The following is a 26,536-nucleotide window of genomic DNA, read 5'->3' as shown; positions in this document are numbered from 1 at the left end:
GCGCTGACAGATCCGCGTTGCGCTGGCCAGGCGCCCCGTCCCTTGCCGGACGGGGCCTGCTTTTTGCTGACTTCTGATTGATCGATGCCCCTCGATGGTTCGCCGGTTCTCCGGCTTTCGCATATCACCAAGCGGTTTGGATCGCTGGTGGCCAACGACGACATTTCGCTGGAGCTGTATCGCGGCGAAGTGCTGGCCCTGCTCGGCGAAAACGGCGCCGGCAAGAGCACGCTGGTCAATATCCTGTTTGGTCACTACGTCGCGGACAGCGGCGCAGTGGAAGTGGATGGCGCGGTGCTGCCGCCAGGCAATCCACGCGCCGCGCTGGCTGCGGGCGTGGGCATGGTGCACCAGCATTTCGCGCTGGCCGACAATCTTTCCGTGCTCGACAACATCGTGATCGGCACCGAGCCGCTATGGCGCTGGCGTCAGCAGCGCGCCACAGCGCGGGCGCGCATCGATGATCTCGCCAAGCGCTTCGGGCTGGCGGTGTCGCCGCAGGCGCGCGTGGGATCGCTCTCGGTGGGCGAACGGCAGCGCGTGGAAATCATCAAAGCGCTGTATCGCGGCGCGCGCATCCTGATTCTCGATGAACCGACCGCCGTGCTGACGCCGCAGGAGGCGGACAGCCTGTTTGCCACGCTGCGGCAACTCATCGCGGAAGGACTTTCGGTGGTGTTCATCAGCCACAAGCTCGACGAGGTATTGCGCGTGTCGCACCGCGTGGCGGTGCTGCGCGCCGGCAAGCTGGTGGCCGAGCGCATGGCGGCCGGCACGCACAAGGCGGAGCTGGCGGAACTGATGGTGGGTCGCAACGTCGAGATGCCGACCCGCGAGGCAAGCACGGCCACGCGCGATGTGGTGGTGTCGCTGGAGCGGGCAAGCGTGCCGGCCGCGCAAGGGCGGGCCGGTTTGCATGCGGTCTCGCTCGAGATTCACGCCGGGGAAATTCTCGGCATTGCGGGCGTGTCGGGCAATGGTCAGGTCGCGCTCGCCGCGCTGCTCAGTGGCGCCGTCGCGGCGACGGCAGGGCGCGTCCGTGTCGATGGCAAACAATTGCCGCCCGTGCCGCATCGCTGGATCCGCAGTGGCGTGGCGCGGATTCCGGAGGATCGTCATGCGGAAGGCGCGGTGGGCGATCTTGCGATTTGGGAAAACGCCATCGCCGAGCAACTCGACAATCCAGTCTTCGTGCGGACCGGCGTTATCCGCAGCGGCGCGGCACGGCGCTTTGCAAACGATCTGGTGGCGCGATTCGACGTACGCGGCGGCGGTATCGATACGCCAACGCGTGCGCTGTCCGGTGGCAACATGCAAAAGCTGATCCTGGGCCGCGCTCTGTCCGTGCGCGGCACCGGCGCACCGCGCCTCGTGGTGGCCAGCCAGCCGACGTGGGGACTCGACATCGGTGCGGTGGCCTATGTGCATCGCCAGTTGCTGGAAGCGGCGGCGGCCGGCGCGGCAGTGTTGCTGATTTCAGAGGATCTGGACGAATTGATGGCGCTGTCCGATCGCATCGCGGTGATGCACGCCGGCCATCTCACGGCCGCGCAACCGACGTCGCACTGGACGCTGGGAACGCTGGGACTTGCCATGGCGGGCGCCGATAGCGCGCGGGACGTCAGCGACGCGGAGGTGGTCCATGCGGCTTGAAGCACGCACTGGCACATCGCGTGCCGCGCTGGTGATGGCGCCGGTTGGCGCGATCGTCGTGACCCTGCTGATCTGCGCCTTGCTGGTGGCCTGTGCCGGCGCGCCGGTCGGCAAGGCCTACCTGTTGTTGCTCGAAGGTGGATTCGGATCGCGCTTTGCATGGTCCGAGACACTCACGCGCGCCACGCCGCTGATCCTCACGGGCCTTGCCGTTGCCGTGGCGTTTCGCACGCGGCTGTTCAATATCGGTGCGGAAGGCCAGCTGTATCTGGGCGCGCTGGCGGCGGTGGCCGTGGGTGGACAAGTCGATGGCGCCGCCGCACCGTGGGCCGCGTCGCTGCCCACCGGCGTGCTGTTCGGGCTGATGGTGGCCGCCGGGATGCTGGCCGGTGCGCTGTTGCTGCTGGTGCCGGCGGTGCTCAAGATGCGCTTTGGCGTCGACGAGGTGGTCACCACGCTGCTGCTGAACTTCATCGTGCTGCTCGGCGTATCGACGATGCTCGATGGCCCGATGAAGGACCCGCTGGCGATGGGATGGCCGCAGTCGGTCGCGCTGGTTCCCGAACTGGAACTCGCGCGCCTGATGGAACGCTCGCGCGTACATAGTGGGCTGCTTATCGCGGTGGCGCTGGCGGCCGCGATCTGGGCGATCAATCGCTTCACGGTATTCGGCCTGCGGATGCGCGCAGTGGGCGCCAATGCGCGCGCCGCGGCGTTTGCGGGGATGCCGGTGGCGCGCGTCACGCTGCTCGCCGCAGCGCTGTCCGGCGCGCTGGCCGGACTGGCCGGCGTGGTCGAGGTTGCGGGCCGTACCGGCTACCTGACGCTCGATATGTCGCCCGGGTATGGCTATACCGGCGTGGTGATCGCCATGCTTGCCGGCCTGCATCCGCTTGGCGTGGTGGCCGCGGCGGTGTTCGTGGCGGGCATCCTGGTGGGCGCCGATGGCATGAGCCGCGCGGTCGGCGTGCCCAACACGATCGCCGATGTGATCGTGGCCGTGGCGTTGCTGGCAATGCTGGTGGCGACGATGCTGACCCGTTACCGCGTGCGATTCGATCGCGCCGGAAAGGCTGCGTGATGGAACTGTTCGATATTCTGGCGGGCGCGCCGTTCTGGATTGCCGTGCTGCGCGTGGCAACGCCGCTGATTTTCGGCACGCTCGGCGTGTTGCTGTGCGAACGCGCGGGCGTATTGAATCTTGGCATCGAGGGCATCATGGTGGCCGGCGCGTTTTGCGGCTGGCTGGCCGTCTACCACGGGCTGCCGCTGTGGGGCGGCGTGGCGGCGGCGGCCGGGGCCGGTCTGGCGTTTGGTCTGCTGCATGGCTGGCTCACGGTGTCGATGGCACTGTCTCAGCACGTGGCGGGACTTGGCGTGACGATGCTGGCGACGAGCCTGTCCTATTACGCGTATCGCCTGGGCTTTGCGCAGGTATCGACACCGCCAACCATCACGCCTTTCGCACCGATGACGTGGTGGGCCGATGTGCCGCTGATCGGCACGGTAATGGCGGCGGAAACGGCGCTGACGCTGCTGGCGCTGGTGATGACGCCGGTGATTGCGTGGCTGCTGTATCGCACGCCATTGGGACTCGCCTTGCGCATGGTCGGCGAGAATCCCGCGGCGGCCGAAGGGCAGGGCATCCGTGTGACGGCGGTGCGTGTCGGCGCGATCATGGCCGGTTCGGCACTGATGGCGATCGGCGGCGCGTTCCTGACGCTGTCGGCTTTCAATGCGTTCTTTTTCAATATGATCAACGGGCGCGGCTGGATCTGCGTGGCGCTGGTGGTGTTCGCGTCATGGCGGCCCGGGCGCGCGCTGCTCGGCGCGCTGCTGTTCGCGGCGTTCGACGCGCTGCAACTGCGGCTGCAGCAAGGCGGGGCCACACTGCCGGGGCTGCCGGCGCTGCCGTATCAGGTGTACCTGATGCTGCCGTATATCCTCTCGATCCTGGCGCTGGTGCTGGTCGCGCGTCGAGCGGCCTACCCGCAAGCCCTGATGAAGCCGTATCGCAAAGGCGAGCGCTGATCATTCCTACGGAACCAAATTTCATGCTCGATACCATCCTGCGTCACTGCAACCTACCCGACGGCCGTAACGATGTCGACATCGGCATCGCGGACGGCAAGATCGCGGCCGTGGCCACTTCATTGCAGGCCAGCGCCGCCGAGGAAATCGACGCGGCCGGCCAACTGGTTTCGCCGCCGTTCGTCGACGCGCACTTTCATATGGATTCCACGCTGTCCTTCGGCTTGCCGCGTGTGAATCAATCGGGCACGTTGCTGGAGGGCATTGCGCTGTGGGGCGAACTCAAGCCGCTGCTGACGCAGGACGCGATCGTCGAGCGCGCGCTGGCGTATTGCGACTGGGCTGTTGCCAAGGGGCTGCTGGCGATCCGCTCGCATGTCGATGTGTGCGATCCCCGCTTGCTGGCCACCGAAGCGCTGCTGCACGTGCGCGAGCGTGTGAAGCCCTATCTCGATCTGCAACTGGTCGCGTTTCCGCAGGACGGCGTGCTGCGCAGCGCCGGTGCGCTGGAAAACCTGCGTCGCGCGCTCGATATGGGCGTCGATGTGGTCGGCGGCATTCCGCATTTCGAGCGCACCATGGCCGACGGCGCGGCGTCAGTCAGGCTGCTGTGCGAAGAGGCTGCCAGCCGCGGCTTGCGCGTGGACATGCACTGCGACGAAAGCGACGATCCGATGTCGCGTCATATCGAAACGCTGGCGAGCGAATCGGTGCGGCTGGGCCTGCAGGGCAGGGTTACGGGGTCGCACCTGACGTCGATGCATTCAATGGACAACTACTACGTGTCGAAGCTGCTGCCGTTGATGCGCGAGGCCGGCGTGGCGGCGATCGCCAATCCGCTGATCAACATCACGCTGCAGGGCCGCCACGACACCTACCCGAAGCGGCGCGGCATGACCCGCGTGCCGGAAATGCTGGCGGCCGGCATTCCCGTCGCATTCGGCCACGACTGCGTGATGGACCCCTGGTACAGCCTGGGCTCCGGCGACATGCTGGAAGTGGCCCACATGGGGCTGCACGTAGCCCAGATGACGGGACAGGACGCCATGCGCGCCTGCTTCCGCGCCGTCACCGAAACGCCGGCGGCCCTTCTGGGGCTCGACGGCTACGGCCTGGCACCCGGATGCCGCGCCGACCTGGTGCTGCTGCAGGCGCGCGACCCGGTCGAGGCGATCCGCCTGCGCGCCACGCGGCTGCTGGTAATGCGAGCCGGCAAGGTGGTAGCCCGCACGGCGCCCGCCACGGCTACGCTATCGCTGGAAGGTCGGCCGGCCCATGTCGACTTCCGGCTACACCGGCCATAACCGTGCCGTCGGAAATTTTTAGATTTCTATCGGCAGGGTGTTGACACCAGGCAACTGCCTCAGCATAATCACATTCTTCGCATCGCCGCAGCAATGCAGCGAGACGAAGCCCAGATGGCGGAATTGGTAGACGCACTAGGTTCAGGTCCTAGCGGTGGCAACACTGTGGAGGTTCGAGTCCTCTTCTGGGCACCAATTCGAAAGCCCTGCTCATCGAGCAGGGCTTTTTCATTTCTGGCCCGGAAAGGGAAGTCCCTGCGGACTTCCCGTGGGGACTCGAAAGGATTGCGCCTGCTGGCGCAATCCCGGGGTCGCGCATGGGTGACCGAGTCCTCTTCTGGGCACCACAATTCAGAAAGCCCTGCTCATCGAGCAGGGCTTTTTCATTTCTTCGCCCAGAAAGGGAAGTCCCTGCGGACTTCCCGCGAGGACTCGAAAGGATTGCGCCTGCTGGCGCAATCCCGGGGTCGCGCACGGGTGACCGAGTCCTCTTCTGGGCACCACAATTCAGAAAGCCCTGCTCATCGAGCAGGGCTTTTTCATTTCTGGCCTCGAAAGGATTGCGCCTGCAAGCGCAATCTTGGGGTCGTGCGGCTCGCGTCCCCATGCGCGACCGACTCGTCCGACATCCGTCTCTCTCGTACGATCACTCGTCCATTTGGCTTGCGTGGGGTCCCACATTCGCGGCTAACGATTGAACGGCCATTGACCTATGCTCAAGCTGATCGGGCATGGTTCGAATAACGCCCGACAAGGATGGTCGCCATGTCCGTTCTGCTGACTTTCGCGAGAGAGAGGCGTGTCGGGTTGCGATATGTTGCCGCGCATCCCGCGCATCGTCCTGGACTGCCGCTGTGCCTGCTGTTGGCGATGCTGGCGTGCGCGGTGGCGCAGGCCGAAGAGAGCGTAGGCGTGCCGCCGTTCGTCGCGCCGCCAATGCTTGTCGATCCGCCGCCTGCCGATCCCGCGCCCGTTGCGGTTGGTGCCGCTGCCGCCAAACCGGCAACGCCCGACGCTATGGCGCCGCCGCGCATGGTGATCGTCGATGACGATCCCGACCTGCCGATTCCCGTTCACGCATCGCACAGCGCGCCTTTGCCAGCCAGCGGCGACGCCGATCACGTCGCTGTCAATCTGGCCTCGATCGATCGTGTGGTGGAGCGCTTCAGCAGCGCACCGCGTCCGCCACTCCACGTCGACGATGCATCGACGGCAACGCGCTTCGTCGACGGCAATGCGCGCAGCATGGCGTTGTCGCTCGACGCGCCGTTATCGCGCGGCGGCAATGGCCTGACGTTGCAATCGCGCGTGGAGATGGCTTACCGGCCCGGCGTGTCGCCTACATCGGGCAACTGGGATGCGCCGCCCGGCGAAGCCACCGCAACCGGTCTCGCCGTGCGCCTGTACGGATCGAAGCCAACGCGGCTCAACGGTGTCTATCCGTTTGTTGAAGCCGACTGGTGGCAGGACAACCGCGCAAAGGTCATCAACATCAACGGCACCCGTATCGATACGGACCTGCTGCGCGGGCTGTTCTCGTTCAACATCGGCGCGCACAGCAATTCGATTACCGGGCTCAAGCTGTGGGTCAAGGCGCGCGGCGGACGAAATCCCGGCGGCACGCTTGGCGCTCGCTATCGTTGGTAAGAAGGGACGTGCGGTGACGTGCCCGGCGCGCGCGATCTCATACGTGTCTGAAAAGTCCCTTCAAAAAACGCTTGCGCGAAATGCAAATTGCGATACAATTCGGGCCTCGCGTGCGGCTGTAGCTCAGTTGGATAGAGTACTTGGCTACGAACCAAGGGGTCGTGGGTTCGAATCCTGCCAGCCGCGCCACCTATGCAGTGACAAAGGGCTTCCGTAAAAGGAAGCCCTTTTTCTTTGGCTTTTTCCCCCTCTTTCCCCGGCTGGTTTCATTGGATTTGCCGCGCGCCTGCCGCTTTGCGCATTGCTGGCAGATTTGCCGGATGTGAATTGTGCGCCGCGCCGACGCAGTGGCACGCCGCAGCCGCATTCGATGAAGCGCAGTCTCCATCGCTTGCCAGTGGGCCTCCCAGTGTTCGTTTCCCCCCGAAAGCGAGTACTGGAATCATTGACAGTGCTCGTGTCGCGGCACATCATTCGACCCTACAGATGCGCCTCCGGAGCTACACGCGCCCCAATACGCTGGCCGGAAGGTTGCCATTCCTAAGGGAAACGGGGTCATGAATCGATCGATATGCCAACTGGCAAGCGTGGTCGCGCTTGCCGCTTTTCTTTCCGCCTGCTCGTCCACGCCCGCGCCGATGGCCAATGTGCCCGCCGCGGAGCAGCCGCCATCGGACCAGGCAATGAAGACACTCTCGGCCGAGGTATTTACCTACGGCTATCCGCTGGTGCTGATGGACGTCACGCGTGAAGTGATGACGGCCAACGTGCCCGTCAATACGTTCTCCCACAAGCGCGCTTTCCCCGATGCGTCGTTCACCGACGTGGTCAGCCCCAATGCCGACACGCTTTATTCGATAGCTTGGCTCGATCTGTCGAAGGAACCGCTCGTGATGTCGGTGCCCGATACGGCCGGCCGCTATTACGTGATGCAGTTGCTCGATGCGTGGACCAACGTGTTTGCGGCGCCAGGCAAACGCACCACCGGCACACGGCGCGGCGCGTACGCGATTGTCGGTCCCGGCTGGGAAGGGACGCTGCCCAAGGGCGTCAAGGAAATCCGTTCGCCGACCAACATGGTGTGGGTGATCGGCCGGATCCAGACCAACGGCAAGCAGGATTACGCCAACGTGCATCGCCTGCAGGACCAGTTCAAGCTGGTGCCGCTGTCGGCATGGCGCCGCGGCGTGCGTAGCGTCCAGGCGGCCGCGCCGCGGGCCACGTTGATCGATACCGAGACGCCACCGGTGGAACAGGTGGCCGCCATGGATGCGCAGGCCTTCTTCAGCCGTCTTGCCGCGTTGCTGCAGACCAATCCTCCGCCGCCGGAAAACGCGGAAATGGTCGACAGGATGCTGCGCATGGGCATCAAGTCGGGCGAGCCCTTCAAGACCACGGTGCTGGAGCCGTCGACGGCCCGCGCGGTGCAGGAGGGCGCCACCGCCGCGCTGGCGGGCATCGCCGCGGCGGGCCGCAAGAGCGAGGCCGGCGCCACCGGCTGGCGCGTGCGGCGCGACACCGGTGTCTATGGCGTCGACTACGGCCGTCGCGCCACCGTCGCGATGTTCGGCCTCGGCGCGAACCTGCCCGAAGATGCGCTGTATCCGACCGCGCGCGCCGATGCCAGCGGGCGTCCGTTCGATGGCGGCAGCCGCTATGTCCTGCACTTCGAGAAAGGCCAACTGCCGCCCGTGAAGGCGTTCTGGTCGCTGACGATGTACAACGACAAGCAGGCGTTCGTTGCCAACGAGCTGCAGCGTTATGCAATCGGCAGCCGCGATCGCCTGCGTTACAACCGCGACGGCTCGCTCGATATCTACATCCAGTACGAGCGCCCCGCCGCGGCGCGTGTCGCCAACTGGCTGCCGGCGCCACCCGATGCGTTCAACCTGATGCTGCGCGCGTACTGGCCCGACCAGACCATGCTCGACGGCAAATGGATGCCGCCTCCGGTGCAGCGCGTGAACTGATCGCCTGATCGCACGCGCCGCTCGGCGGCACGGCTCAAACGAAAAGCCCTTCCCGATCGGGAAGGGCTTTGTGCATCTGGCGCCTGTGAGCGTCCCCGGCCGGCTGCCGCCCTGTGGGAGGCATGGTGGTAAGCGGCAGAGCAGCCTCAGAACTTGAACTTCACACCGGCATAGAACGCGCGGCCCACGCCGGGATAGAACACCGACGTGTTGGCGGTGCGCGCATCGGCCACGGTGCTGAAGTCGCTGACGTAACGCTTGTCCGCCAGGTTGCGCGCGTCGAGAAACAGCGTGACGCCGCGCTCGAATTCATAGCTCGCTTCGATGCCGAACAGCACATACGCGGGCACCTTCAAGGTGTTGGCGTAATCGACATAGGCGCCCGTCGGCACCCAGTCGATGGTGCCCGCTACGCGCAGCCGGCTGTTGCGGCTGTAGGCCAGCGTGGTGCGCAGTACGTGCGTCGGCACGCCGGCGATGCGGTTGTTGCCATAGACGGGATCGTTGTCGAAGCGGAAATCGCTGTAGTTCCACAACTGCGACACCGTGATCTTGTCGCCCTTGCCGATCACGTTGCGCACGATGTCGGCGCTGGCGCCAAGCTCCACACCCTGCAGCACGGTCTTGTTGGCGTTGAACGTGGCGGCGGGGACGTCGGGGCTGACGGTGTATTGCAGCAGCTGGTCGCGCAGCAGCGACCGATATGCCGTGACGTCCCACGCAAACCGGTCGGTGCGTCCGCGCGTGCCCAGCTCCAGCGTCCAGCCATGCTGCGCCGCCAGCGGCACGAAGCGCTGGGTAGTGCCGATGGTCTGGCTCAGGTCGGTGAAGTCCGGCACATCGGCGCTGCGCGTGATGTCGATAAAGGCCTGCACATCCTGCTTCGGTTCCCACAGCACGCCAAACTTGGGATTGACGCCGCTGAAGGTGGCGACGTCGGACTTGGCGATCGGATTGGCCGGCAGGCCGCCGTAGTCGACATATTCGCGGCGGTTGCGGTATGCCTTGGCGCCCGCCATCAGCGCCACCGTGGGCAGCACATAGAGCCGGTCTTCGAGATAGGCCTCGTAGTTGTAGGCGTCCTGCTTGGCATTGAGCGTCTGCGCGCCGCGATCCCCGTTCACGTTGACGTATTGACGCGCCTGGTTGTTGCCGCCAAAGAAACGCGCACCCGCGATCAACTGGTTGCGCATGCCGCCTAGCGAGAAATTGCCGGTGTAGCGCGGCGCAAAGCCGTAGGTCCAGCTGTCCTGATCGATGACCTGGAAGATCGGGTGATACAGGCTCTTGTGGATGCCCCAGGTAGTGAAATCGATCTGGCCGTTATCGAGCTTGATGCTGGTGACGTTGGCCACGCGCTCGGTGCGCGTGTTGCGCGCCTGATCGCCCGCCAGTGCGCTGGCCGACGCCATGCGTGGGTTGTTCAGCGCGTCGTTGAGCGAAAGCGTACCCGGCAGCAGCTGATCGACAATATAGGCGCCGAAGTAGAAGCGCGTTTCCACGTTGGGACTGAAGCGGTAGCCGACGTTGGCGTTCAACTGCTCGTATTGGCCGCGCTCGTGATTGCGCCAGCCTTCCGAATGACTGACCGTGGCATTGACCAGGAAATCCCATTGGCCGATCTGGCGCGACACCTGTCCGCTGCCGCGCACCGTACCGAAGCTGCCGCCGTCGATACGCACCATGTTCTTCGCATCGGCAGTCAAGGCGGTGGGCGTGGTGAAATTCAGCGCGCCGCCCAGCGTGGTGCTGCCATACGCGAGTCCATTGCCGCCTTTGTAGACCTCGGCCGCGGACAACGCCAGCGGGTCGATCTGGTAGAAATCGCCGCTGCCATCGGCAAAGTTGGTCGGCACGCCGTCCTGCAGGATTTCCAGCCCGCGCGTGTGATAGCCGCGCGCCACGCCCGAGCCGCGGATCGACAGGCGCAGTTCCTGGCCGTAGCGCTCCTGCACGTACACGCCCGGTGCGTCCTTGAGCACGTCGCGCAGATCGTTGGCGTAGGTGTTGGTATAGGTGGCCGCGTCGACGAAGCCGACGGATCCGGCCGACTGGAACAGCGACTGCCGCTGCTGCGCCACGCCGGGCGCAGTCAGCGAACCTTCGGCCGCTGCAGTGGCGGTGACGGTGGGCAGGACGGGAGACGCGATCTGCGCGCCTTGCGCCAGTGCGGCGCCGGACAAGGCGGCAGCGGGCAGCACCGCGGCACGGCGCCATGAGGTGGTTCTTTTCATTGCTTGCGGTCGATGGCCGCGCCGACATGGGGCGCAGCGCGATCTTGTTGGTGTGGCTCGACCGCAAGGATACGGAGCGGGGCGCTGCGACACTATGTGTCACAGCGTCGCAGCGTGCGCTTTAGCGCATAAGCAAGGTTGTTTCGTGCACGGCGTTGCCGCACCCTGCCGTCAGACCGCCGCCTGTCCCGCGCAACCGGGACCGCATGCCGCGCCGTGCGTGTGGGCGCTGGCAGCAGGCCGTGCGGTCGGCGACGTGACCCGCTTCCAGTGGAGCGGCGCCTGGCCCGCCAGCCTGGTGCGCAACTGGCGCGCCGCACTGACCATGTTGGCCAGCGCCGCCTCGGTTTCGGGCCAGCCGCGCGTCTTCAGGCCGCAATCTGGATTGACCCACAAGCGCTCCGGCGGAATGACCTCGCACGCACGTTCCAAGAGCCGCGTGATGGCGTCCACACCCGGCACGCGCGGCGAATGGATGTCGTAGACGCCCGGGCCGATCTCGTTGGGATAATCGAAATCGCCAAAGCCTTCCAGCAGTTCCATGGCAGAACGCGAGGTCTCGATCGTGATCACGTCGGCATCCATGGCGGCGATGGCCGGCAGGATGTCGTTGAACTCGGCGTAGCACATATGGGTGTGGATCTGCGTGTCGTCGGCCACGCCGGCTGCGGCCAGGCGGAACGCCTCGACCGCCCACTCCAGGTACTCGGCCCAGTCCGCGCGGCGCAGCGGCAGGCCTTCGCGCAGCGCCGGCTCGTCGATCTGGATGATGCGGATGCCCGCGCGCTCCAGATCGCACACTTCATCGCGAATCGCCAGCGCAAGCTGCCGGGTGGTGACCGAACGGGGCTGATCGTCGCGCACGAACGACCACTGCAGCATCGTCACCGGGCCGGTCAGCATGCCCTTGACTGGCTTGTCGGTCAGCGACTGCGCGTAGCGAGCGGTCTCCACGGTCATCGGCTCCGGGCGATATACGTCGCCGAAGATCACCGGCGGCTTCACGCAGCGCGATCCGTAGCTCTGCACCCAGCCGTTCTCGGTGAATGCATAGCCGCACAGCTGTTCACCGAAATATTCGACCATGTCGTTGCGCTCGGCCTCGCCATGCACCAGCACGTCCAGGCCCAGCGCTTCCTGCTTGCGCACCGCGAATTCGATCTCGGCGCGCATCCGTTCCAGATAATCGAGCGCGCCGATGTCCCCCCGCTTGAATGCCGCACGGGTCTGGCGGATCGCCGGCGTTTGCGGAAAAGATCCGATCGTGGTGGTGGGCAGCGGCGGCAGCGCCAGCGCGGCGCGCTGACGTTCGATGCGCGTCTCGAACGGGCTGTGGCGATCGGCCATGTCCGCGGTCAGCGCGGCCAGGCGGTTCTGCACCTGACGATTGACTACGCGCCGCGACGTGCGCCGCGAGGCCTGCGCGGCGTCGGACGCGGCCAGTTGCTGCGCCACCGCGGCTTCGCCCTGATCGAGCGCCACGGCCAGCGTATGCAGCTCGTCGAGTTTTTCCGTGGCGAATGCGAGCCACGATTTCAGTTCCGGATCGAGCCGCGTTTCGGCATCGAGCGATACGGGGACATGCAGCAGCGAGCACGATGGCGCCAGCCACAGCCGATCGCCCAGCGCGGCGTGCAGCGGCCGCACGGTGTCCAGCACGCGACGCAGATCGGCACGCCAGATATTGCGGCCGTCGATCACGCCGGCCGACAGCACCGCGTGCGCGGGCAGTATCTGGAGCCAATCCGCAAGCTGCTGGGGCGCACGCACCAGATCGATATGAAAACCGTGCACCGGCAGCGCGGCGGCGCGCTTGGCATGGGGCGCGGCGGTATCGAAATAGGTGGCCAGCAGCAGCTTCACGCCGGAATCCGCCAGCGCCGCATAAGCGTGGTCGAAGGCGTCGAGCCACGGCGCGGGCAGGTCGAGGCACAGTGCGGGCTCGTCGATCTGCACCCACTCGATACCGCGTGCCTGCAGTTGCGACAGGATGCGCCGATAGGCGGCAATCACGCGGGGCAGCAGCGCAAGCCGGTCGAAACCCGCCACATGCGATTTGGACAGCCACAGGTAGGTGACCGGGCCGACCAGTACCGGACGGGCGGCGAGGCCCTGCGCCAGCGCTTCGTCGATCTCATCGAAGAACCACGTCGGGCCGCCCTCGAACGTGCTCTCGGCATCGAGTTCGGGGACGATGTAGTGATAGTTCGTATCGAACCACTTGGTCATTTCCATGGCCGGTTGCGCGGTATTGCCTCGGGCCAGTTCGTAGTACTGGGGCAGGGTCAGCGCAGCGGCGTCGAACCCGAAGCGCTTTGGCAGCGCGCCGAGCAGCGCGGTAAGCCCGAGCATGTGGTCGTACCAGGCAAAGTCGCCAGCCGCCACGCTGGCCAGGCCGGCGTCGGCCTGGAGCTGCCAGTGCTTGCGGCGCAGCGCGGCGCCCGTGTCGCGCAGTGCCGCTTCCGACGTTTCACCGCGCCAGAAGGCTTCCTGCGCGAATTTCAGTTCCCGGCGTGCGCCGATGCGCGGAAAACCAAGGATGTGTGTGCGTGCCATGGGGGCGCTCCGTTAAAGGCTGATGTGGCGCACAGTGTGGAATCGCGGCTAGAATGAATCAAGCGACAAGTTTTAAACAATGTATGAATTTCATTCAACTCACCACGGCAGGTCTCGATGATTGAAGTCCGGCATTTCCGTTCGTTGGTGGCGATTGCCGATTCGGGCAAGCTGGCCACGGCCGCCGAACGCGTGCACGTGAGCCAGTCGGCGCTATCGCATCAGATCAAGGCCATCGAGGCCCACTACGGCATGCCGTTGTTCGACCGCACGCGCCAGGGCCTGCGTTTCACGGCTGCGGGCGAGCGCCTGCTGGCGCTGGCGCGCGACACGTTGGCCGCCATCAGTGCCGCCGAACGCGACCTGCTGCGCCTGCAAAGCGATACCCGGGGCGAGCTGCGCGTGGTGCTGGAATGCCATACCTGCTTCGACTGGCTGATGCCGGTGATGGACGAATTCCGGCGGCGCTGGCCCGAAGTGGAGATCGATCTGGTGGCGGGCTTTCATGCCGATCCGCTGGCGCTGCTGACCCAGGGCAAGGCCGACATGGTGATCGGATCCAGGCCGCCGACCAAACGCGGTCTGCGCGTGGCGCCGCTGTTCCGCTTCGAGATCCTGGCGGTGATCGCCAACGAACACCGGCTGCGCAACAAGCGCCGCATCGAAGCGGTCGATCTGGCGGGCGAGACGCTGATTACCTACCCAGTGCCGACGCAGCGCATCGACCTGATTCGCGAGGTGCTGGAGCCGGCCGGCATCCACCTGGAGCGGCGCACGGCGGAGCTGACCGTGGCCGTGCTGCAACTGGTGGCCAGCCGCCGCGGCGTGGCGGCGCTGCCGAACTGGGGCGTCAAGAACTACGTCGACCACGATTACGTGTTGGCCAAGCGTATCGGCACCAAGGGGCTGTGGAGCGAGTTGTATGCGACGGTGCCGGCACCGATTGCGGATCGCCCCTACGTGGACGATTTCGTTGCCATCGTGCGCGACATCTGCGCGGCCGATCTGGACGGCATCGAGCTGTTAAGCGACGCGTAGGTGCGTCAGGCCACCAGTACCAGCGTGTCGGCGTTGGGTGCGTCGTCGGCCGGCGCGTCTTCCGAGAATTCCGCATCGACGATCGTGACGTCGACGCCCTGCGCCACACGACGCACGAACAGTTGCAGCAGATCCACCAATGCGGCTTCGCAGCGCAGATGGACCGCGTTGGCCCGTTCGGCGTCGAAACGCAGTTGCAGCAGTGTCAAGCCGGTGCGGCGCGCGTTGGCCAGCACCCATTCCAGGCTGCCGAAGACATCGGCGCGGTCGAGCTGAAGGCCGAGTTGGAGCGATGGCAGCGACATGACACGGGTCCGGAGAATGTGGAGGAGCGAAGCAAAAGCGGTCAGGCAAATGTACCAGCGCCGCCGCGAAATGGGCTTCTGAAGTTTCTTCGAAACTTGTCTAAATGGAGAAGAATTATCCGAGATGGTTTAGATTATCGGTAAATTCTTTTTAACGATCCCATTTCTCTCGTGACAACCATCCCCAAACTCGATGACATCGACCGCCGCATCCTGCGCGAGCTGCGCCGCGACGGGCGCATTTCCAACGCCCGGCTGGCCGAACGTGTCGGGCTGTCGGCCACGCCATGCTGGAATCGCGTGAAAGCACTGGAAGACGCCGGCGTGATCAGCGGCTACGCCGCGCTGCTGAACCAGAAGGCGCTGGGATTGCCCGATACCGTGCTGATCGAGGTCACGCTCGACCGCCATGACGACGACATGCTGCATCGGTTTGGCGAAGCGCTGGCGCAACTCCCCGAGGTGCTGGAAGCCCATCTGCTGACGGGCGAGTATGACTATCTGATCAAGGTGGCCGTGGCCGGCACCGAAGGCTACGAGGAATTTCTGCGGCACAAACTCTACAAGCTGCCGGGCCTGCGCCACAGCCATTCCACCTTCGTGCTGCGCACGCTCAAGCGCGAACCGTCGGTCGAGCCCTGAGCGCTGCAAGCGCACGCGGAAGGCGCGCCGTTCAGCGCGCGCCCGACCCGCCCAAGCGGCCGCGGCGGCCCAGGCGCGGCGCGAGCGCCGTGGTTACCACGCCCAGCGCAATCAGCGCGAGCCCGGCGGAGAGATCGGCCGAAATGCGCTCGTGCCAGACCATCGCCGACAACACCAGCCCGATCACCGGCACCCCGAGCATTGCGATCGACGTGGCGGCCGGCGGCAGCGACTGCGTGACATTGAGGACCACAATGAACGTCAGCGCCGTGGCCAGCGGTCCGGTATAGGCGATAGCAGGCCAGATGGCGGCCATGGCCGAGACGTCCGGCGCGCCGTCGCGCAGGCAGGCCAGCACCACCAGCGGCGCCGTTGCTACCGCGCATTCCCACGGAATCATGTCCGCGCCGAGCCGCACGTGACGATTCGCACGCAGTTGAATGATGCTGATCGACCACGCCAGCGAGGCGCCGAGCAGCATCGTCAGGCCCATCACGGCATGCAGTTGCCAGCCGCCCAGCGCCGGCGCGACGATCACGCCGATGCCGGCATAGCTGAAGGCGGTGGCCAGCCATTGCCAGCGCGACGGGCGTTCTCCCAGCACCAGCGAGGACATCGGAATCACCCAGATCGCCGTGGCGTAGGCCACCACCGAGGCACGCCCAGGCGGCACATACTGCAGCGCCCACAGCGCCAGCGCGGTGAAGGCTGCCATCTGCAACAGGCCGACGCCCGCCACCAATGGCCACTCCGCGCGCGTGGGCCAGCGCACGCGTCGCATCGCGCCCAGCACCACGAAGCTGATGATCGCCGCCGAGCCGAAGCGCAGCGCCGCGAACCACAGCGGACTGACGTGCGACAGGCCGAATTTCATCACCGGCCAGTTGCCGCCCCAGATCAATACGGCGCCGATCAACGGCAGAAACGACTTGAGGCTGTTTGCGGCGGGGTGGCGGCAGAGGCGGGGGCGGACATGGCGCGAGGGGCTTTTCAGGCCGTTTCGAGACGGGTTTCGATAGGGAAAGTCTACGATTCATTGCGCCGCAGCATTGTCCGGATCACACTGTGCGGATGGGCTTATTCAGCATAGAATGCCGCTTATTCAATTATTGAAAGCGGAACATGCTGGACATCGACCTCGACGCCACCGATATCCGGATCCTTCACGAATTGCAGCGGGACGGAAGCCTGACCAATGTGGAGTTGGCCAGCCGCATCAATCTGTCTGCCTCGCCGTGTCTGGCGCGGGTGAAGCGACTTGAAAAAATCGGCGTGATCTCGCGCCGCGTGACGCTGCTCGACGCGCGGCGGCTGGGTTTGAAGGTGGTGGTGTTCATTTCGGTGTCGCTGGACAAGCAGCGCCGCGAAACGCTGGACACGTTCGAGCGCAAGATCGCGGCCCTGCCGCAGGTGATGGAGTGCTATCTGATGTCCGGCGACGCCGATTACCTGCTGCGCGTGGTGGTGCCGGACGTGGAGGCGCTGGAGCGGCTGATCATCGATCAAATCACGCGCATTCCCGGCGTGGCCAGCATCCGTTCCAGCTTTGCCCTGAAGCAGGTGCTGTACAGCACGGCCTTGCCGCTGGGATAGCCGGGCGCCATCGTTGTGGATTGGCGCCCGGTGTTACAACTGCAGCCGGGCGCGAACCGCGGCGCGCAGCGCAGGCAGCAGTTCCGCTTCGAACCACGGATACTGGCGCATCCACAGCACGACGCGCCACGACGGGTGCGGTAGTGGGAACACGTTGGGGCCGTATCGACGGAAATCGGCGACGATGTCGGTCATCGACGCCTTCGCCGAACCGCCCGGCACACGCCGCGGCACATAACCCGCCAGCGCATGGCTGCCCACCAGCAGCGTCAGCCGATCTTCGGGCAGGCAGGCCAGCACCCGCTCATGCCACAGCGGCGCGCATTCGCGCCGGGGCGGCAGATCGCCGCTTTTGCCCTTGCCCGGATAGCAGAAGCCCATCGGCACGATCGCCACGCGCGCAGCGTCGTAAAACGTTGAATTGTCCAGCCCGGTCCATTCGCGCAGGCGGTCGCCGCTGGCATCGTCAAACGGCACGCCGCTGGCATGCACGCGCGACCCGGGCGCCTGACCGACGATCAGGATGCGGGACGTGGCGCTGAACTGCAGAACGGGGCGCGGCCCGGCCGGCAGGGCGTCGGCACAGCGGGTACAGGCGGAAATATCGCGCTGGAGCGATTGGACGACACCCTTTGCGCGGTGGGGGAACTGCATGGCAATCGAGCGAAATTTGCGGCGTGTGCGTATATTACCGGGCTCGATGCATGACGACGCAAAGGACCCGACATGACCACGCAAACCGAAACCGCAATCCTGGCCGGCGGCTGCTTCTGGGGGATGCAGGACCTGCTGCGCCGCTACCCCGGCGTGCTGACCACGCGGGTGGGCTACACCGGCGGCGATGTGCCCAATGCCACCTATCGCAACCACGGCACGCATGCCGAGGCGATCGAAATCGTGTTCGATCCGACGAAGATCAGCTATCGGCAGATCCTGGAATTTTTCTTCCAGATCCACGACCCGACCACCCGGAATCGTCAGGGCAACGATGTCGGCACCAGCTACCGGTCGGCGATTTTTTACGTCGATGACGAGCAGAAGCAGGTGGCCGAGGACACCGTGGCCGACGTCGACGCATCAGGCTTGTGGCCGGGCAAGGTGGTGACCGAGATCGTCCAGGCCGGCCCTTTCTGGGAAGCCGAGCCCGAGCATCAGGATTACCTGGAACGCATCCCGCACGGCTACACCTGCCATTTCATCCGCCCGAACTGGAAGCTGCCGCAACGCGCCCGGTGAGGGCCCGTGGATGAGCCGATTCTGATTTTGCGGATTGTCGGTTGGCTGTCAGGAGAACTGTACATTTATACAGTATAGTGATGGCATTTCCGCGCGCGCAGGCGCGCTCCGAGGCGAGAAACCGCTTCGGGTTTCCTCTCCAACTCATTGATCCGAGGGAAAAATTGTCAGATTCCGGCACGATCCGCATCCGCGGCGCCCGTCAGCATAATCTCAAGAACGTCGACCTGGACCTGCACACCGGGCAGATGACCGTCGTGACGGGGCCGTCCGGCTCGGGCAAGTCCAGCCTGGTCTTCGACACTCTCTACGCGGAAGGTCAGCGCCGCTACGTGGAGACCTTCAGCGCCTACGCGCGACAGTTCCTGGACCGGATGGACCGTCCCCAGGTTGACCGCGTCGACGGCGTGCCGCCGGCCATCGCCATCGACCAGACCAATCCGGTGCGCAGCTCGCGCTCCACGGTCGGCACGATGACCGAGCTCAACGACCACCTGAAGCTGCTGTACGCGCGCGCGTCGGAACTGTTCGACCGCCAGACCGCGCTGCCGGTGCGCCACGATTCGCCCGAGACGATCTATGCCGAACTCCAGGCCCGCACGGCCCCCGGCCAGCCCTTCGCCGACGCCCGGCTGGTGGTGACGTTCCCGGTCGAGCTGCCGGAATCGGCCACCGACGAAGAGGTGGAACAGTGGCTGTCGGTAAGCGGCTATACGCGCGTGCATGGCCAGCGCGTGGTCGCGTCGGCCACCGGCAAGCGCCGTGTGCTGGACGTGGTGGCGGACCGATTCCGCATCGGCAATGTGGAAAAGGCGCGCGCCGTCGAAGCCATCGAGGCCTCGCTCAAGCGCGGCGGCGGGCGGGTCAGCGTCAGCGTGGTTACCGATGACGGCGACGGCCCGGTCTGGAAGTTCTCCACCGGCCTGCACAGTCCCGAAAGCGATATCCGCTATGCGGATCCGCAGCCGGCGCTGTTCTCGTTCAATTCCGCCTATGGCGCGTGCGAAACCTGCCGGGGCTTCGGCCGCGTGATCGGTGTCGATCTCGGCCTGGTGATTCCCGATGGACGCAAGTCGCTGCGCGACGGCGCCATCAAGCCGATGCAGACGCCGGCCTGGAAGGAATGCCAGGACGACCTGATGCGTTATGCGGCCAAGGCCGGCATTCCGCGCGACCTGGCGTGGAACCAGCTCAGCGAGGCTGAGCAGCACTGGGTGATCCATGGCTCGCCGGACTGGAACGGGCAGTGGAACAAGCAGTGGTACGGCGTGATGCGGTTCTTCAACTATCTGGAGTCGAAGGCCTACAAGATGCACATCCGCGTGCTGCTGTCGAAATATCGCAGCTACACGCCGTGCGAAACCTGTGGCGGCGCACGCCTGAAGACCGAATCGCTGCTCTGGCGCCTGGGCAGCAAGGACAACGCCGATGCGGTGCTGGCGCCCGCGCAGCGTTTTCTGCCGCGTGGCGTCGAGTGGTCCCGCGCCCAGCTGGAGTCGTTGCCGGGCCTGACCGTGCATGACCTGATGCTGATGCCGATTGCGCGCATCCGCCGTTTCTTCGACGACCTCACGCTGTCGAGCGCGCTGCTCGACGATGCGCTCAAGCTGCTGCTTGCCGAAGTGCGCACGCGTCTGAAGTACCTGTGCGACGTCGGTCTCGGCTATCTGACGCTGGACCGGCAGAGTCGCACGCTATCTGGCGGGGAGGTCCAGCGGATCAACCTGACCACCGCGCTGGGCACGTCGCTGGTCAACACGCTGTTCGTCCTGGACGAGCCCAGCATCGGCCTGCATCCGCGCGATCTGAACCGCATCGTCGAGGCCATGCACCGCCTGCGCGACGCGGGCAACACGCTGGTGGTGGTCGAGCACGATCCGTCGGTGATGCTGGCGGCAGACCGTCTGATCGACATGGGGCCCGGCCCCGGCGAGCGCGGCGGTTCGATCATCTTCGACGGCACGCCGGCGGCTATCCGCAAGGAAGCGACGCTGACCGGCGATTACCTGGGCGGTCGCCGCCGCGTGACCGACGCGACCGACTGGCAGTTGCGGCCCGTGGACGCAGCGACGCCGCGCTTGCGGCTGGAAGGCGCGACCGAGCATAACCTCAAGGATGTGACGGTAGACATCCCGTTGAACCGGCTGGTGTGCGTCACCGGCGTGTCTGGCTCGGGCAAGTCGACGCTGCTGCAGGACGTGCTGTATCCAGCCATGGCGCGCCATTTCGGCAAGGCTACCGAATCGCCGGGCGCATACCGCGATCTGGTGGGCGCCGAGCAACTCGACGACGTCGTGTTCGTCGATCAGTCGCCCATCGGCAAGACCGCGCGCTCGAATCCGGCCAGCTACGTGGGCGCGTTCGACGAAATCCGCAAGCTGTTCGCCAAGGCGCCGCTGGCGCTGCAGCGCGGCTACACGGCCGGCACCTTCAGCTTCAATTCCGGCGACGGGCGCTGCCCCACATGCGGCGGTTCCGGTTTCGAACACGTCGAGATGCAGTTTCTGTCCGACGTCTACCTGCGGTGTCCCGACTGCGATGGCACGCGCTATCGCGCCGAAGTGCTCGAAGTGAAGATCGAGCGCGCTGCGCGGGGCCAGCCGGCGCGCTCGCTGAGCGTGGCCGATGTACTCGAACTGACGGTCAGCGAGGCCACCGCGCTGTTCGAGGGCGATGCGGGCGTGCTGCGCGTGCTGGCGCCGATCGCCGATGTGGGGCTGGAATACGTCAAGCTTGGCCAGCCCGTGCCGACGCTGTCTGGCGGCGAGGCGCAGCGCCTGAAACTGGCCGGCTTCCTGGCCGAAACCGCCGCGGCGCAACCGGCCAGGCAGCGCAAGGCCGTGATCCTGCCGCGGCGCCTGTTCATGTTCGACGAGCCGACCACCGGCCTGCACTTCGACGATATCGCCAAGCTGATGCGCGCGTTTGGCAAGCTGCTGGACGGCGGCCATTCGCTGATCGTGATCGAACACAACCTTGACGTGATCCGCGCGTCGGACTGGATCATCGACCTGGGGCCGGAAGGCGGCGATGCCGGCGGGCAACTGCTGTGCGTCGGGACGCCCGACGACGTCAAACGCTGCGCCGATTCCCATACCGGTCACGCGCTGATCGCCTACGACCAAGCCGTGGGCGAGGCCGGCACATTGGCCGCGGAGCGCGCCGAACACGGTCTGCCGCTGCAGGCTGCGGTGCAGGCGGCGCGTGCGCGGCGCGCGGTGGAGGGCGAGGGCGTGGTGCGCATCGTCAATGCCCACGAACACAACCTCAAGGCGCTCAACGTCGATATTCCGCACGGCAAGTTCAACGTGATCACCGGCGTGTCCGGTTCCGGCAAGTCGACGCTCGCCTTCGACATCCTGTTCCACGAAGGGCAGCGCCGCTATCTGGAATCGCTGAACGCCTACGCGCGGTCGATCGTGCAACCGGCGGGCCGTCCCGAAGTCGATGCGGTCTATGGCATTCCACCGACTGTCGCCATCGAGCAGCGGCTGTCGCGCGGCGGTCGCAAGAGTACCGTGGCCACCACGTCGGAGGTCTGGCATTTCCTGCGGCTGCTTTATATGAAGCTTGGGATCCAGCACTGCGTGCATGACGGCGCGCCGGTCACCTCGCAAAGCCCGGCGTCGATCGCCGCGCAGTTGCTGCGCGATCATCGCGGCCAGCACGTGGGTTTGCTCGCGCCGCTGGTGGTCAACCGCAAGGGTGTCTACACGGACCTGGCGAAGTGGGCTCGGGCGCGCGGCAACACGCACCTGCGCGTGGACGGCGAATTCCTTCCCGTAGATCCGTGGCCGCGCCTCGATCGTTTTCGCGAGCACACGATCGAGCTGCCGGTGGGCGATATTGTTGTGTCCCCGGACAACGAAGCCGAGCTTCGCGCGCTGCTGGACCGCACGCTGGAACTGGGCAAGGGCGTCATGCACCTGCTGGCGCCGCTCGACGGCCTGCACGATGCGATGCAGGACGGCGAACGAACCGCGCACCTCGGTCAGACGAAGGTCTTCTCCACGAAGCGGGCGTGTCCGGTTTGTGGCACGAGCTATCCGGAACTCGATCCCCGGCTGTTCTCGTACAACAGCAAGCACGGCTGGTGCGGCACCTGCGTGGGCACGGGCCTGGCGCTGACGCGCGAACAGCGTGCGGCGTTCGACGACACCGTGGTGGGCGGCGATGACCGTGGCCGCGAGCAAAGCCTGCCGTCCGAGGAACAGGAACCCGAAGGCGTAGGCGACACACCGTGTCCCGACTGCGAAGGCACGCGCCTGAACCCGGTGGCGCGCGCTGTCACGTTCGATGCCCATGCGATTACCGACGTGGCGCAATGGACCGTGTCCGACACGCGTCGCTGGGTGGACGGACTGCGCTTGAAAGGCCGCGATGCGGAAATCGCCCGCGACGTGGTGACCGAGATCGCCAGCCGTCTGCAGTTTCTTGAAGAAGTCGGGCTCGGCTACCTCAGCCTGGACCGCGCCGCGCCGAGCTTATCGGGCGGTGAAGCGCAGCGCATCCGGCTTGCCGCGCAGCTCGGCAGCAATCTGCAAGGCGTTTGCTATGTCCTGGACGAGCCGACCATCGGCCTGCATCCGCGTGACAACCAGATTCTGCTCGATGCGCTGCGCAAGCTGGGCGACAAGGGCAATACGCTGGTGGTGGTCGAGCACGACGAAGACACGATTCGTCGCGCCGATCACATCATCGACATCGGGCCCGGCGCCGGCAAGCGCGGCGGCCATCTGGTGGCGCAGGGCAATGTGGCCGCGCTGTCCGCCGCCGTGGATTCGACCACGGGCAAGTTCCTGGCCCATCCGATGGTCCATCCATTGCAGCCGCGCAGGCCGGTCAAGCCCGCGCGTGCGGGCAAGGAAGCAGAACCGGCGCAGTGGCTGACCGTGCATGGCGCACATCTGCACAATCTGCGCGATGTCACGGCGCGTATTCCGTTAGGGCGTCTGGTGGCTATCACCGGGGTGTCGGGGTCGGGCAAGTCTACGCTGGCGCGTGATGTGCTGATGACCAACCTGCTCGATGCGGTCGGCCGGTCGGTGATGTCGTCTCCCGCCACGCGCCGGGCGCGTGCCGCGGCAGAGAAGGCAGGCAAGCCGACGGCGACCAGGGCGCTCGATGTCGAACACGCGTGGCATGGCTGCCAGGGGATCACGGGATGGGAATCGATCGACCGTGTGCTGGAGGTGGACCAGACCCCGATCGGCAAGACGCCGCGCTCGTGCCCGGCCACCTACATCGGCGTCTGGGATGCCATTCGGAAGCTGTTTGCCGAAACACTGGAGGCCAAGGCGCGCGGATATAGCGCATCGCGCTTCTCGTTCAACACCAGCGACGGACGTTGCCCGGCGTGCGAAGGGCAAGGCGTGCGCACCATCGGCATGAGTTTCCTGCCCGACGTCAAGGTGCCGTGCGATGTCTGTCACGGCCAGCGTTTCAATCCGGAAACGCTGGCGGTCACGTGGCGCGGCAAGAATATCGGCGACGTGCTGACGATGGAAATCGACGAGGCCGTGGAGTTTTTCTCCGCCATCACGCAGATTTCGCATCCGCTGCAACTGATGAAGGACGTGGGCCTTGGTTACCTCACGCTGGGCCAGCCGTCGCCCACGCTGTCGGGCGGGGAGGCGCAGCGCATCAAGCTGGTGACGGAGTTATCGAAGGTGCGCGACGACATCACGCGGCGGGGCCAGAAGGCGCCGCACACGCTTTATGTGCTCGATGAACCGACGGTGGGACTTCATATGGCCGACGTCGCACGGCTTATCCGCGTGCTGCATCGGCTGACCGACGGCGGCCACAGCGTGGTCGTGATCGAGCACGATCTCGACGTGATCGCCGAAGCGGACTGGATTCTCGATCTCGGTCCCGAAGGCGGCGCGCAGGGGGGGACGATCGTCGGTGCGGCCGATCCGGAGGCGTTGGCGCGGGTCCCGGCCAGCCATACCGGCGCGGCGCTGGTGCCGGTGCTGGCGCGCACAGCACCGGATGCGGTGCGCGCGGCGGGCTGATCAGCGCGTCGCGGGCGGCTTCGTCTTGCGCGGCGGCCTTGGGCCTGCCAGGGCCGCCGCGCAGAAATCCACCAGTTCTTCAATGGGCGGATCGAGTCGCGCGCGCTTGCCGCGCTCGCGCACCCAATGCGCCATCGAGTACACCACGGTGTCCATGAACCAGATCATGCGCAGCTTCATGACATCGCGCGGCACATCGGGCAACAAGGTGTAAATATGCGCGCGCACACGGTACAGCGCGCTCATCGCGGTCTTGTCGACCAGCCCTGTGTTCAACAGCCCGGGGCTGAAGGTGGTCTGCGCCAGCACCTGCAAATAATTGACGCCCCAATCTGTGTGCAGCACGACGTCGACCAGCGGAAATATCGTGGCGTACACCACGCTGTGAATGTCGATCGGCTTGTCGCTTGCTTCGAGTTCATCGAGGCAGCGGTTGCGGATCCGGTTGACCTGGTGCAGCCGCCTGTTCAGCAAATGACTGACCAGCGCTTCGCGCGAACCAAAGTGGTAGTGCAGGGCAGAGCGATTACGCTGCCCGCTTTCCACCACGATCTGGCGTAGCGGCACCTGCTCCACACCCTGTTCGGCGAACAGGCGTTCAGCAATCTCCAGAATCCTCCGCGCCGTGTCGGTCAGCTCGCCGTCCGCCTCCGGGTCGTCGTCCCGGGTGCTGCCGCGGGTTTTGCCCATGGCGTTTGCTGACGGTTCGGCGGCAATCATGGCGCGCGCTTGCTTGAGCTTCATGGCGTGTCTTTGCCGGGCCTTGGGGGCTGTCGTTATCAGAATGAAAGCCTCGCAAGGATACGGAAAAATCCGATGTCCTACATCTGGTGTGCATCGGATTTCCTTCAGATTTTGCCGGTACCTCGGGAAAGTCCTAGGTAACTGAACGCGCGGATGTCGTTAGCCTGCGTCCATGCCGATTTAATACGAGAGATTAATTTGGCATGCATCGCGCGGTCGATGGAGGAAAGATCGCACTGCGGGCGCTGGTGGGAGACAACCGGCGCCATGGCCACCACACCAGAAGACGGAACCATCCAACATGAAGAAGACGCTGTTCGCCGCAATGGCTGGCGCGCTGCTGGCACCAGCCGCCTGGGCACAATCGTCCGTGACGCTCTACGGGGTAGTTACCACGAGCATCCAGTACGTCAACCACGTACAGAACACCAACAACGGAGTGCTGACGCCGGGCAGCGGCTCGGCGGTGTTCATGAACTCCTCGGGCATCGCACAGTCTCGGTTCGGCTTGCGCGGCGTGGAAGACCTCGGCGGCGGCCTCAAGAGCATCTTCGTGCTGGAAAACCAGTTCAATACCGATGATGGCAAGCTTGGCAACGGCGGTCTGCTGTTTGGACGCCAGGCCTTTGTCGGCCTGCAGAACGATTGGGGCAAGCTGACGTTCGGCCGTCAGTACACGTCGTCGTTCCTGACCATCGGCAGCTTCACACCGGTGGCCTATGCACCGGAATTCGAGCCCGTGGTGGGCATCGCCGGACCGAATTTCCGCGAAAACAACGTGGTGCAGTACCAGGGCACGTTCGGCCCGCTCACCGCCATCGCGCACTGGTCGTTCGGCGAGCGTTCCGGCACGTTCGCGGCCGGATCCGCCTACGGCGCCGGCGTCGCCTATGCGACAGGCCCGTTCGGGCTGGCTGCAGCCTATGACGAAGTCAAGACGCTCAACGCCGCGCAGGCGACCGGCGCATCGGGATCCAACGACTATGGCCGCGACATGCGCGCCACCGTTGCCGGCAGCTATCGCCTCGGGCCGGTCAAGATGGTGGCGGGCTTCCGCTGGGGCAACTCGGTGGCGCCGGCCACCGGCACGCCCACACTGCTGCCGCATCGCGACAACATGTACTGGGCCGGGGTGAACTGGGACGCTACGGCGGCGCTGCGCCTGACGCTGGCCTATTACTACGACGACATCAAGTCGGCGACGATCGGTGGCGTGCAGACCAATCCGAAGAATCCGCAGCAATACCTGGCAGTTGCGGATTACCAGTTCTCCAAGCGCACCGACGTGTTCTTTGCCGTGAACTATGCGCGCAACGCGTCGCTGAACTGGGACAACATCGCGTATCTGCCCAATGGGCAGTCGGTCGGCTATCTGCCGTCGACTTCGCAGGTTTACTACAAGACGCCCGATGCCAGCGGCCAGCTTGGCGTGTCGCTGGGCCTGCGTCACGTGTTCTGATTTCTGATCGAAGCGGGGTACCTGGTCCGAGAAACCGGAAGACAAGCGAGGCGCCGGCGCGGCACTCCACAACGCGCGCAGGCATTCTGGCGTCGCGGCCATCGCAG

18 protein-coding genes and 2 tRNA genes are annotated in these 26,536 nt (G+C 65.5%); 14 read left to right on the top strand and 6 right to left on the bottom strand.

Annotated elements, in window-relative coordinates; genetic code table 11:
* The first annotated feature begins 84 nt into the window (after positions 1 to 84).
* The 8 genes from F7R19_RS14145 to F7R19_RS14110 all read left to right on the top strand — a co-directional run bounded on the left by F7R19_RS14145 (position 85) and on the right by F7R19_RS14110 (position 8,605).
* Positions 85 to 1,653, top strand: coding sequence for an ABC transporter ATP-binding protein (locus F7R19_RS14145; protein WP_150981036.1), 1,569 nt, complete (start codon positions 85 to 87; stop codon positions 1,651 to 1,653).
* Positions 1,643 to 2,734: an ABC transporter permease gene (locus F7R19_RS14140; RefSeq protein ID WP_061959653.1), complete on the top strand. Its 1,092-nt coding sequence runs from the start codon at positions 1,643 to 1,645 to the stop codon at positions 2,732 to 2,734. Before F7R19_RS14145 ends, F7R19_RS14140 begins: the two co-directional genes overlap by 11 nt.
* Positions 2,734 to 3,684, top strand: a complete 951-nt coding sequence (locus F7R19_RS14135; protein WP_211922734.1) for an ABC transporter permease — start codon at positions 2,734 to 2,736, stop codon at positions 3,682 to 3,684. The genes F7R19_RS14140 and F7R19_RS14135 overlap by 1 nt, the downstream gene beginning before the upstream one ends.
* Positions 3,685 to 3,707: 23 nt before the next feature.
* Entirely contained in the window at positions 3,708 to 4,988 is a 1,281-nt protein-coding gene (locus F7R19_RS14130; protein WP_150981034.1) for an amidohydrolase family protein, read from the top strand.
* Positions 4,989 to 5,096: 108 nt separating this feature from the next.
* Positions 5,097 to 5,183: transfer RNA gene (locus tag F7R19_RS14125), tRNA-Leu, on the top strand.
* A 570-nt stretch (positions 5,184 to 5,753) separates the two neighbouring features.
* A complete protein-coding gene (locus tag F7R19_RS14120; protein WP_150981033.1) occupies positions 5,754 to 6,635 on the top strand; it encodes a hypothetical protein in 882 nt (293 codons plus the stop codon).
* Positions 6,636 to 6,747: 112 nt separating this feature from the next.
* Positions 6,748 to 6,824 (top strand) — tRNA-Arg (locus tag F7R19_RS14115).
* 368 nt (positions 6,825 to 7,192) lie between these two features.
* On the top strand, positions 7,193 to 8,605 hold the full coding sequence (locus F7R19_RS14110; RefSeq protein ID WP_150981032.1) for a DUF1254 domain-containing protein: 1,413 nt from the start codon (positions 7,193 to 7,195) through the stop codon (positions 8,603 to 8,605).
* 146 nt (positions 8,606 to 8,751) lie between these two features.
* Here F7R19_RS14110 and F7R19_RS14105 read toward each other — a convergent pair whose 3' ends face one another.
* Together F7R19_RS14105 and metE are read right to left on the bottom strand one after the other, a co-directional pair.
* A complete protein-coding gene (locus F7R19_RS14105; protein ID WP_150981031.1) occupies positions 8,752 to 10,839 on the bottom strand; it encodes a TonB-dependent receptor family protein in 2,088 nt (695 codons plus the stop codon).
* A 171-nt stretch (positions 10,840 to 11,010) separates the two neighbouring features.
* A complete protein-coding gene (gene metE / locus F7R19_RS14100; protein WP_150981030.1) occupies positions 11,011 to 13,395 on the bottom strand; it encodes a 5-methyltetrahydropteroyltriglutamate--homocysteine S-methyltransferase in 2,385 nt (794 codons plus the stop codon).
* Positions 13,396 to 13,512: 117 nt separating this feature from the next.
* Between metE and F7R19_RS14095 the strand changes: the two genes are divergently transcribed.
* Positions 13,513 to 14,433, top strand: a complete 921-nt coding sequence (locus F7R19_RS14095; protein WP_061959350.1) for a LysR family transcriptional regulator — start codon at positions 13,513 to 13,515, stop codon at positions 14,431 to 14,433.
* Positions 14,434 to 14,438: 5 nt separating this feature from the next.
* On the opposite strand, the gene F7R19_RS14090 is transcribed toward F7R19_RS14095, so the two are convergent.
* On the bottom strand, positions 14,439 to 14,738 hold the full coding sequence (locus tag F7R19_RS14090) for an AsnC family transcriptional regulator (RefSeq protein ID WP_150981029.1): 300 nt from the start codon (positions 14,736 to 14,738) through the stop codon (positions 14,439 to 14,441).
* Between the two features lie 171 nt (positions 14,739 to 14,909).
* Here F7R19_RS14090 and F7R19_RS14085 point away from each other — a divergent pair, with 171 nt between their 5' ends.
* Positions 14,910 to 15,380, top strand: coding sequence for an Lrp/AsnC family transcriptional regulator (locus F7R19_RS14085; protein ID WP_061959348.1), 471 nt, complete (start codon positions 14,910 to 14,912; stop codon positions 15,378 to 15,380).
* Positions 15,381 to 15,411: 31 nt separating this feature from the next.
* Here F7R19_RS14085 and F7R19_RS14080 read toward each other — a convergent pair whose 3' ends face one another.
* Positions 15,412 to 16,254: a DMT family transporter gene (locus F7R19_RS14080; RefSeq protein ID WP_249043156.1), complete on the bottom strand. Its 843-nt coding sequence runs from the start codon at positions 16,252 to 16,254 to the stop codon at positions 15,412 to 15,414.
* Positions 16,255 to 16,502: 248 nt separating this feature from the next.
* Between F7R19_RS14080 and F7R19_RS14075 the strand changes: the two genes are divergently transcribed.
* Positions 16,503 to 16,973: an Lrp/AsnC family transcriptional regulator gene (locus F7R19_RS14075; RefSeq protein ID WP_061959346.1), complete on the top strand. Its 471-nt coding sequence runs from the start codon at positions 16,503 to 16,505 to the stop codon at positions 16,971 to 16,973.
* 33 nt (positions 16,974 to 17,006) lie between these two features.
* Here the strand turns inward: F7R19_RS14075 and F7R19_RS14070 are convergent, their stop codons facing one another.
* Entirely contained in the window at positions 17,007 to 17,627 is a 621-nt protein-coding gene (locus F7R19_RS14070; RefSeq protein ID WP_150981027.1) for a uracil-DNA glycosylase family protein, read from the bottom strand.
* A 72-nt stretch (positions 17,628 to 17,699) separates the two neighbouring features.
* Here F7R19_RS14070 and msrA point away from each other — a divergent pair, with 72 nt between their 5' ends.
* Positions 17,700 to 18,209 (top strand): peptide-methionine (S)-S-oxide reductase MsrA, encoded by a 510-nt coding sequence (msrA, locus tag F7R19_RS14065; RefSeq protein WP_061959344.1) that lies wholly within the window; start codon positions 17,700 to 17,702, stop codon positions 18,207 to 18,209.
* Between the two features lie 164 nt (positions 18,210 to 18,373).
* Complete coding sequence (uvrA, locus tag F7R19_RS14060; RefSeq protein ID WP_150981026.1) at positions 18,374 to 24,226, top strand: excinuclease ABC subunit UvrA; 5,853 nt, start codon at positions 18,374 to 18,376, stop codon at positions 24,224 to 24,226.
* Here uvrA and F7R19_RS14055 read toward each other — a convergent pair whose 3' ends face one another.
* On the bottom strand, positions 24,227 to 24,946 hold the full coding sequence (locus F7R19_RS14055; protein ID WP_223506109.1) for a TetR/AcrR family transcriptional regulator: 720 nt from the start codon (positions 24,944 to 24,946) through the stop codon (positions 24,227 to 24,229).
* Positions 24,947 to 25,271: 325 nt separating this feature from the next.
* Here F7R19_RS14055 and F7R19_RS14050 point away from each other — a divergent pair, with 325 nt between their 5' ends.
* The gene (locus F7R19_RS14050) at positions 25,272 to 26,429 is read left to right on the top strand and encodes a porin (RefSeq protein WP_061959342.1); all 1,158 of its coding nucleotides are present in this window, start codon (positions 25,272 to 25,274) and stop codon (positions 26,427 to 26,429) included.
* Positions 26,430 to 26,536: the final 107 nt, after the last annotated feature.

Origin of the sequence: Cupriavidus pauculus (assembly GCF_008801835.1) — a bacterium.
GTDB lineage: Bacteria > Pseudomonadota > Gammaproteobacteria > Burkholderiales > Burkholderiaceae > Cupriavidus > Cupriavidus pauculus.
The sequence above is the reverse complement of the archived record's forward strand: the minus strand, read 5'-3'. Positions and strand labels throughout refer to the sequence as shown.

Bases quoted from the DNA above. Each gene is read 5' to 3' on its own strand.
- F7R19_RS14135 (WP_211922734.1), top strand. From the start codon at position 2,734: ATGGAACTGTTCGATATTCTGGCGGGCGCGCCGTTCTGGATTGCCGTG.
- F7R19_RS14080 (WP_249043156.1), bottom strand. From the start codon at position 16,254: ATGAAATTCGGCCTGTCGCACGTCAGTCCGCTGTGGTTCGCGGCGCTG.
- F7R19_RS14120 (WP_150981033.1), top strand. From the start codon at position 5,754: ATGTCCGTTCTGCTGACTTTCGCGAGAGAGAGGCGTGTCGGGTTGCGA.
- F7R19_RS14110 (WP_150981032.1), top strand. From the start codon at position 7,193: ATGAATCGATCGATATGCCAACTGGCAAGCGTGGTCGCGCTTGCCGCT.
- F7R19_RS14075 (WP_061959346.1), top strand. From the start codon at position 16,503: ATGCTGGACATCGACCTCGACGCCACCGATATCCGGATCCTTCACGAA.
- F7R19_RS14090 (WP_150981029.1), bottom strand. From the start codon at position 14,738: ATGTCGCTGCCATCGCTCCAACTCGGCCTTCAGCTCGACCGCGCCGAT.
- F7R19_RS14070 (WP_150981027.1), bottom strand. From the start codon at position 17,627: ATGCAGTTCCCCCACCGCGCAAAGGGTGTCGTCCAATCGCTCCAGCGC.
- F7R19_RS14130 (WP_150981034.1), top strand. From the start codon at position 3,708: ATGCTCGATACCATCCTGCGTCACTGCAACCTACCCGACGGCCGTAAC.
- F7R19_RS14055 (WP_223506109.1), bottom strand. From the start codon at position 24,946: ATGATTGCCGCCGAACCGTCAGCAAACGCCATGGGCAAAACCCGCGGC.
- F7R19_RS14145 (WP_150981036.1), top strand. From the start codon at position 85: ATGCCCCTCGATGGTTCGCCGGTTCTCCGGCTTTCGCATATCACCAAG.
- F7R19_RS14050 (WP_061959342.1), top strand. From the start codon at position 25,272: ATGAAGAAGACGCTGTTCGCCGCAATGGCTGGCGCGCTGCTGGCACCA.
- msrA (WP_061959344.1), top strand. From the start codon at position 17,700: ATGACCACGCAAACCGAAACCGCAATCCTGGCCGGCGGCTGCTTCTGG.
- F7R19_RS14095 (WP_061959350.1), top strand. From the start codon at position 13,513: ATGATTGAAGTCCGGCATTTCCGTTCGTTGGTGGCGATTGCCGATTCG.
- metE (WP_150981030.1), bottom strand. From the start codon at position 13,395: ATGGCACGCACACACATCCTTGGTTTTCCGCGCATCGGCGCACGCCGG.
- F7R19_RS14140 (WP_061959653.1), top strand. From the start codon at position 1,643: ATGCGGCTTGAAGCACGCACTGGCACATCGCGTGCCGCGCTGGTGATG.
- F7R19_RS14105 (WP_150981031.1), bottom strand. From the start codon at position 10,839: ATGAAAAGAACCACCTCATGGCGCCGTGCCGCGGTGCTGCCCGCTGCC.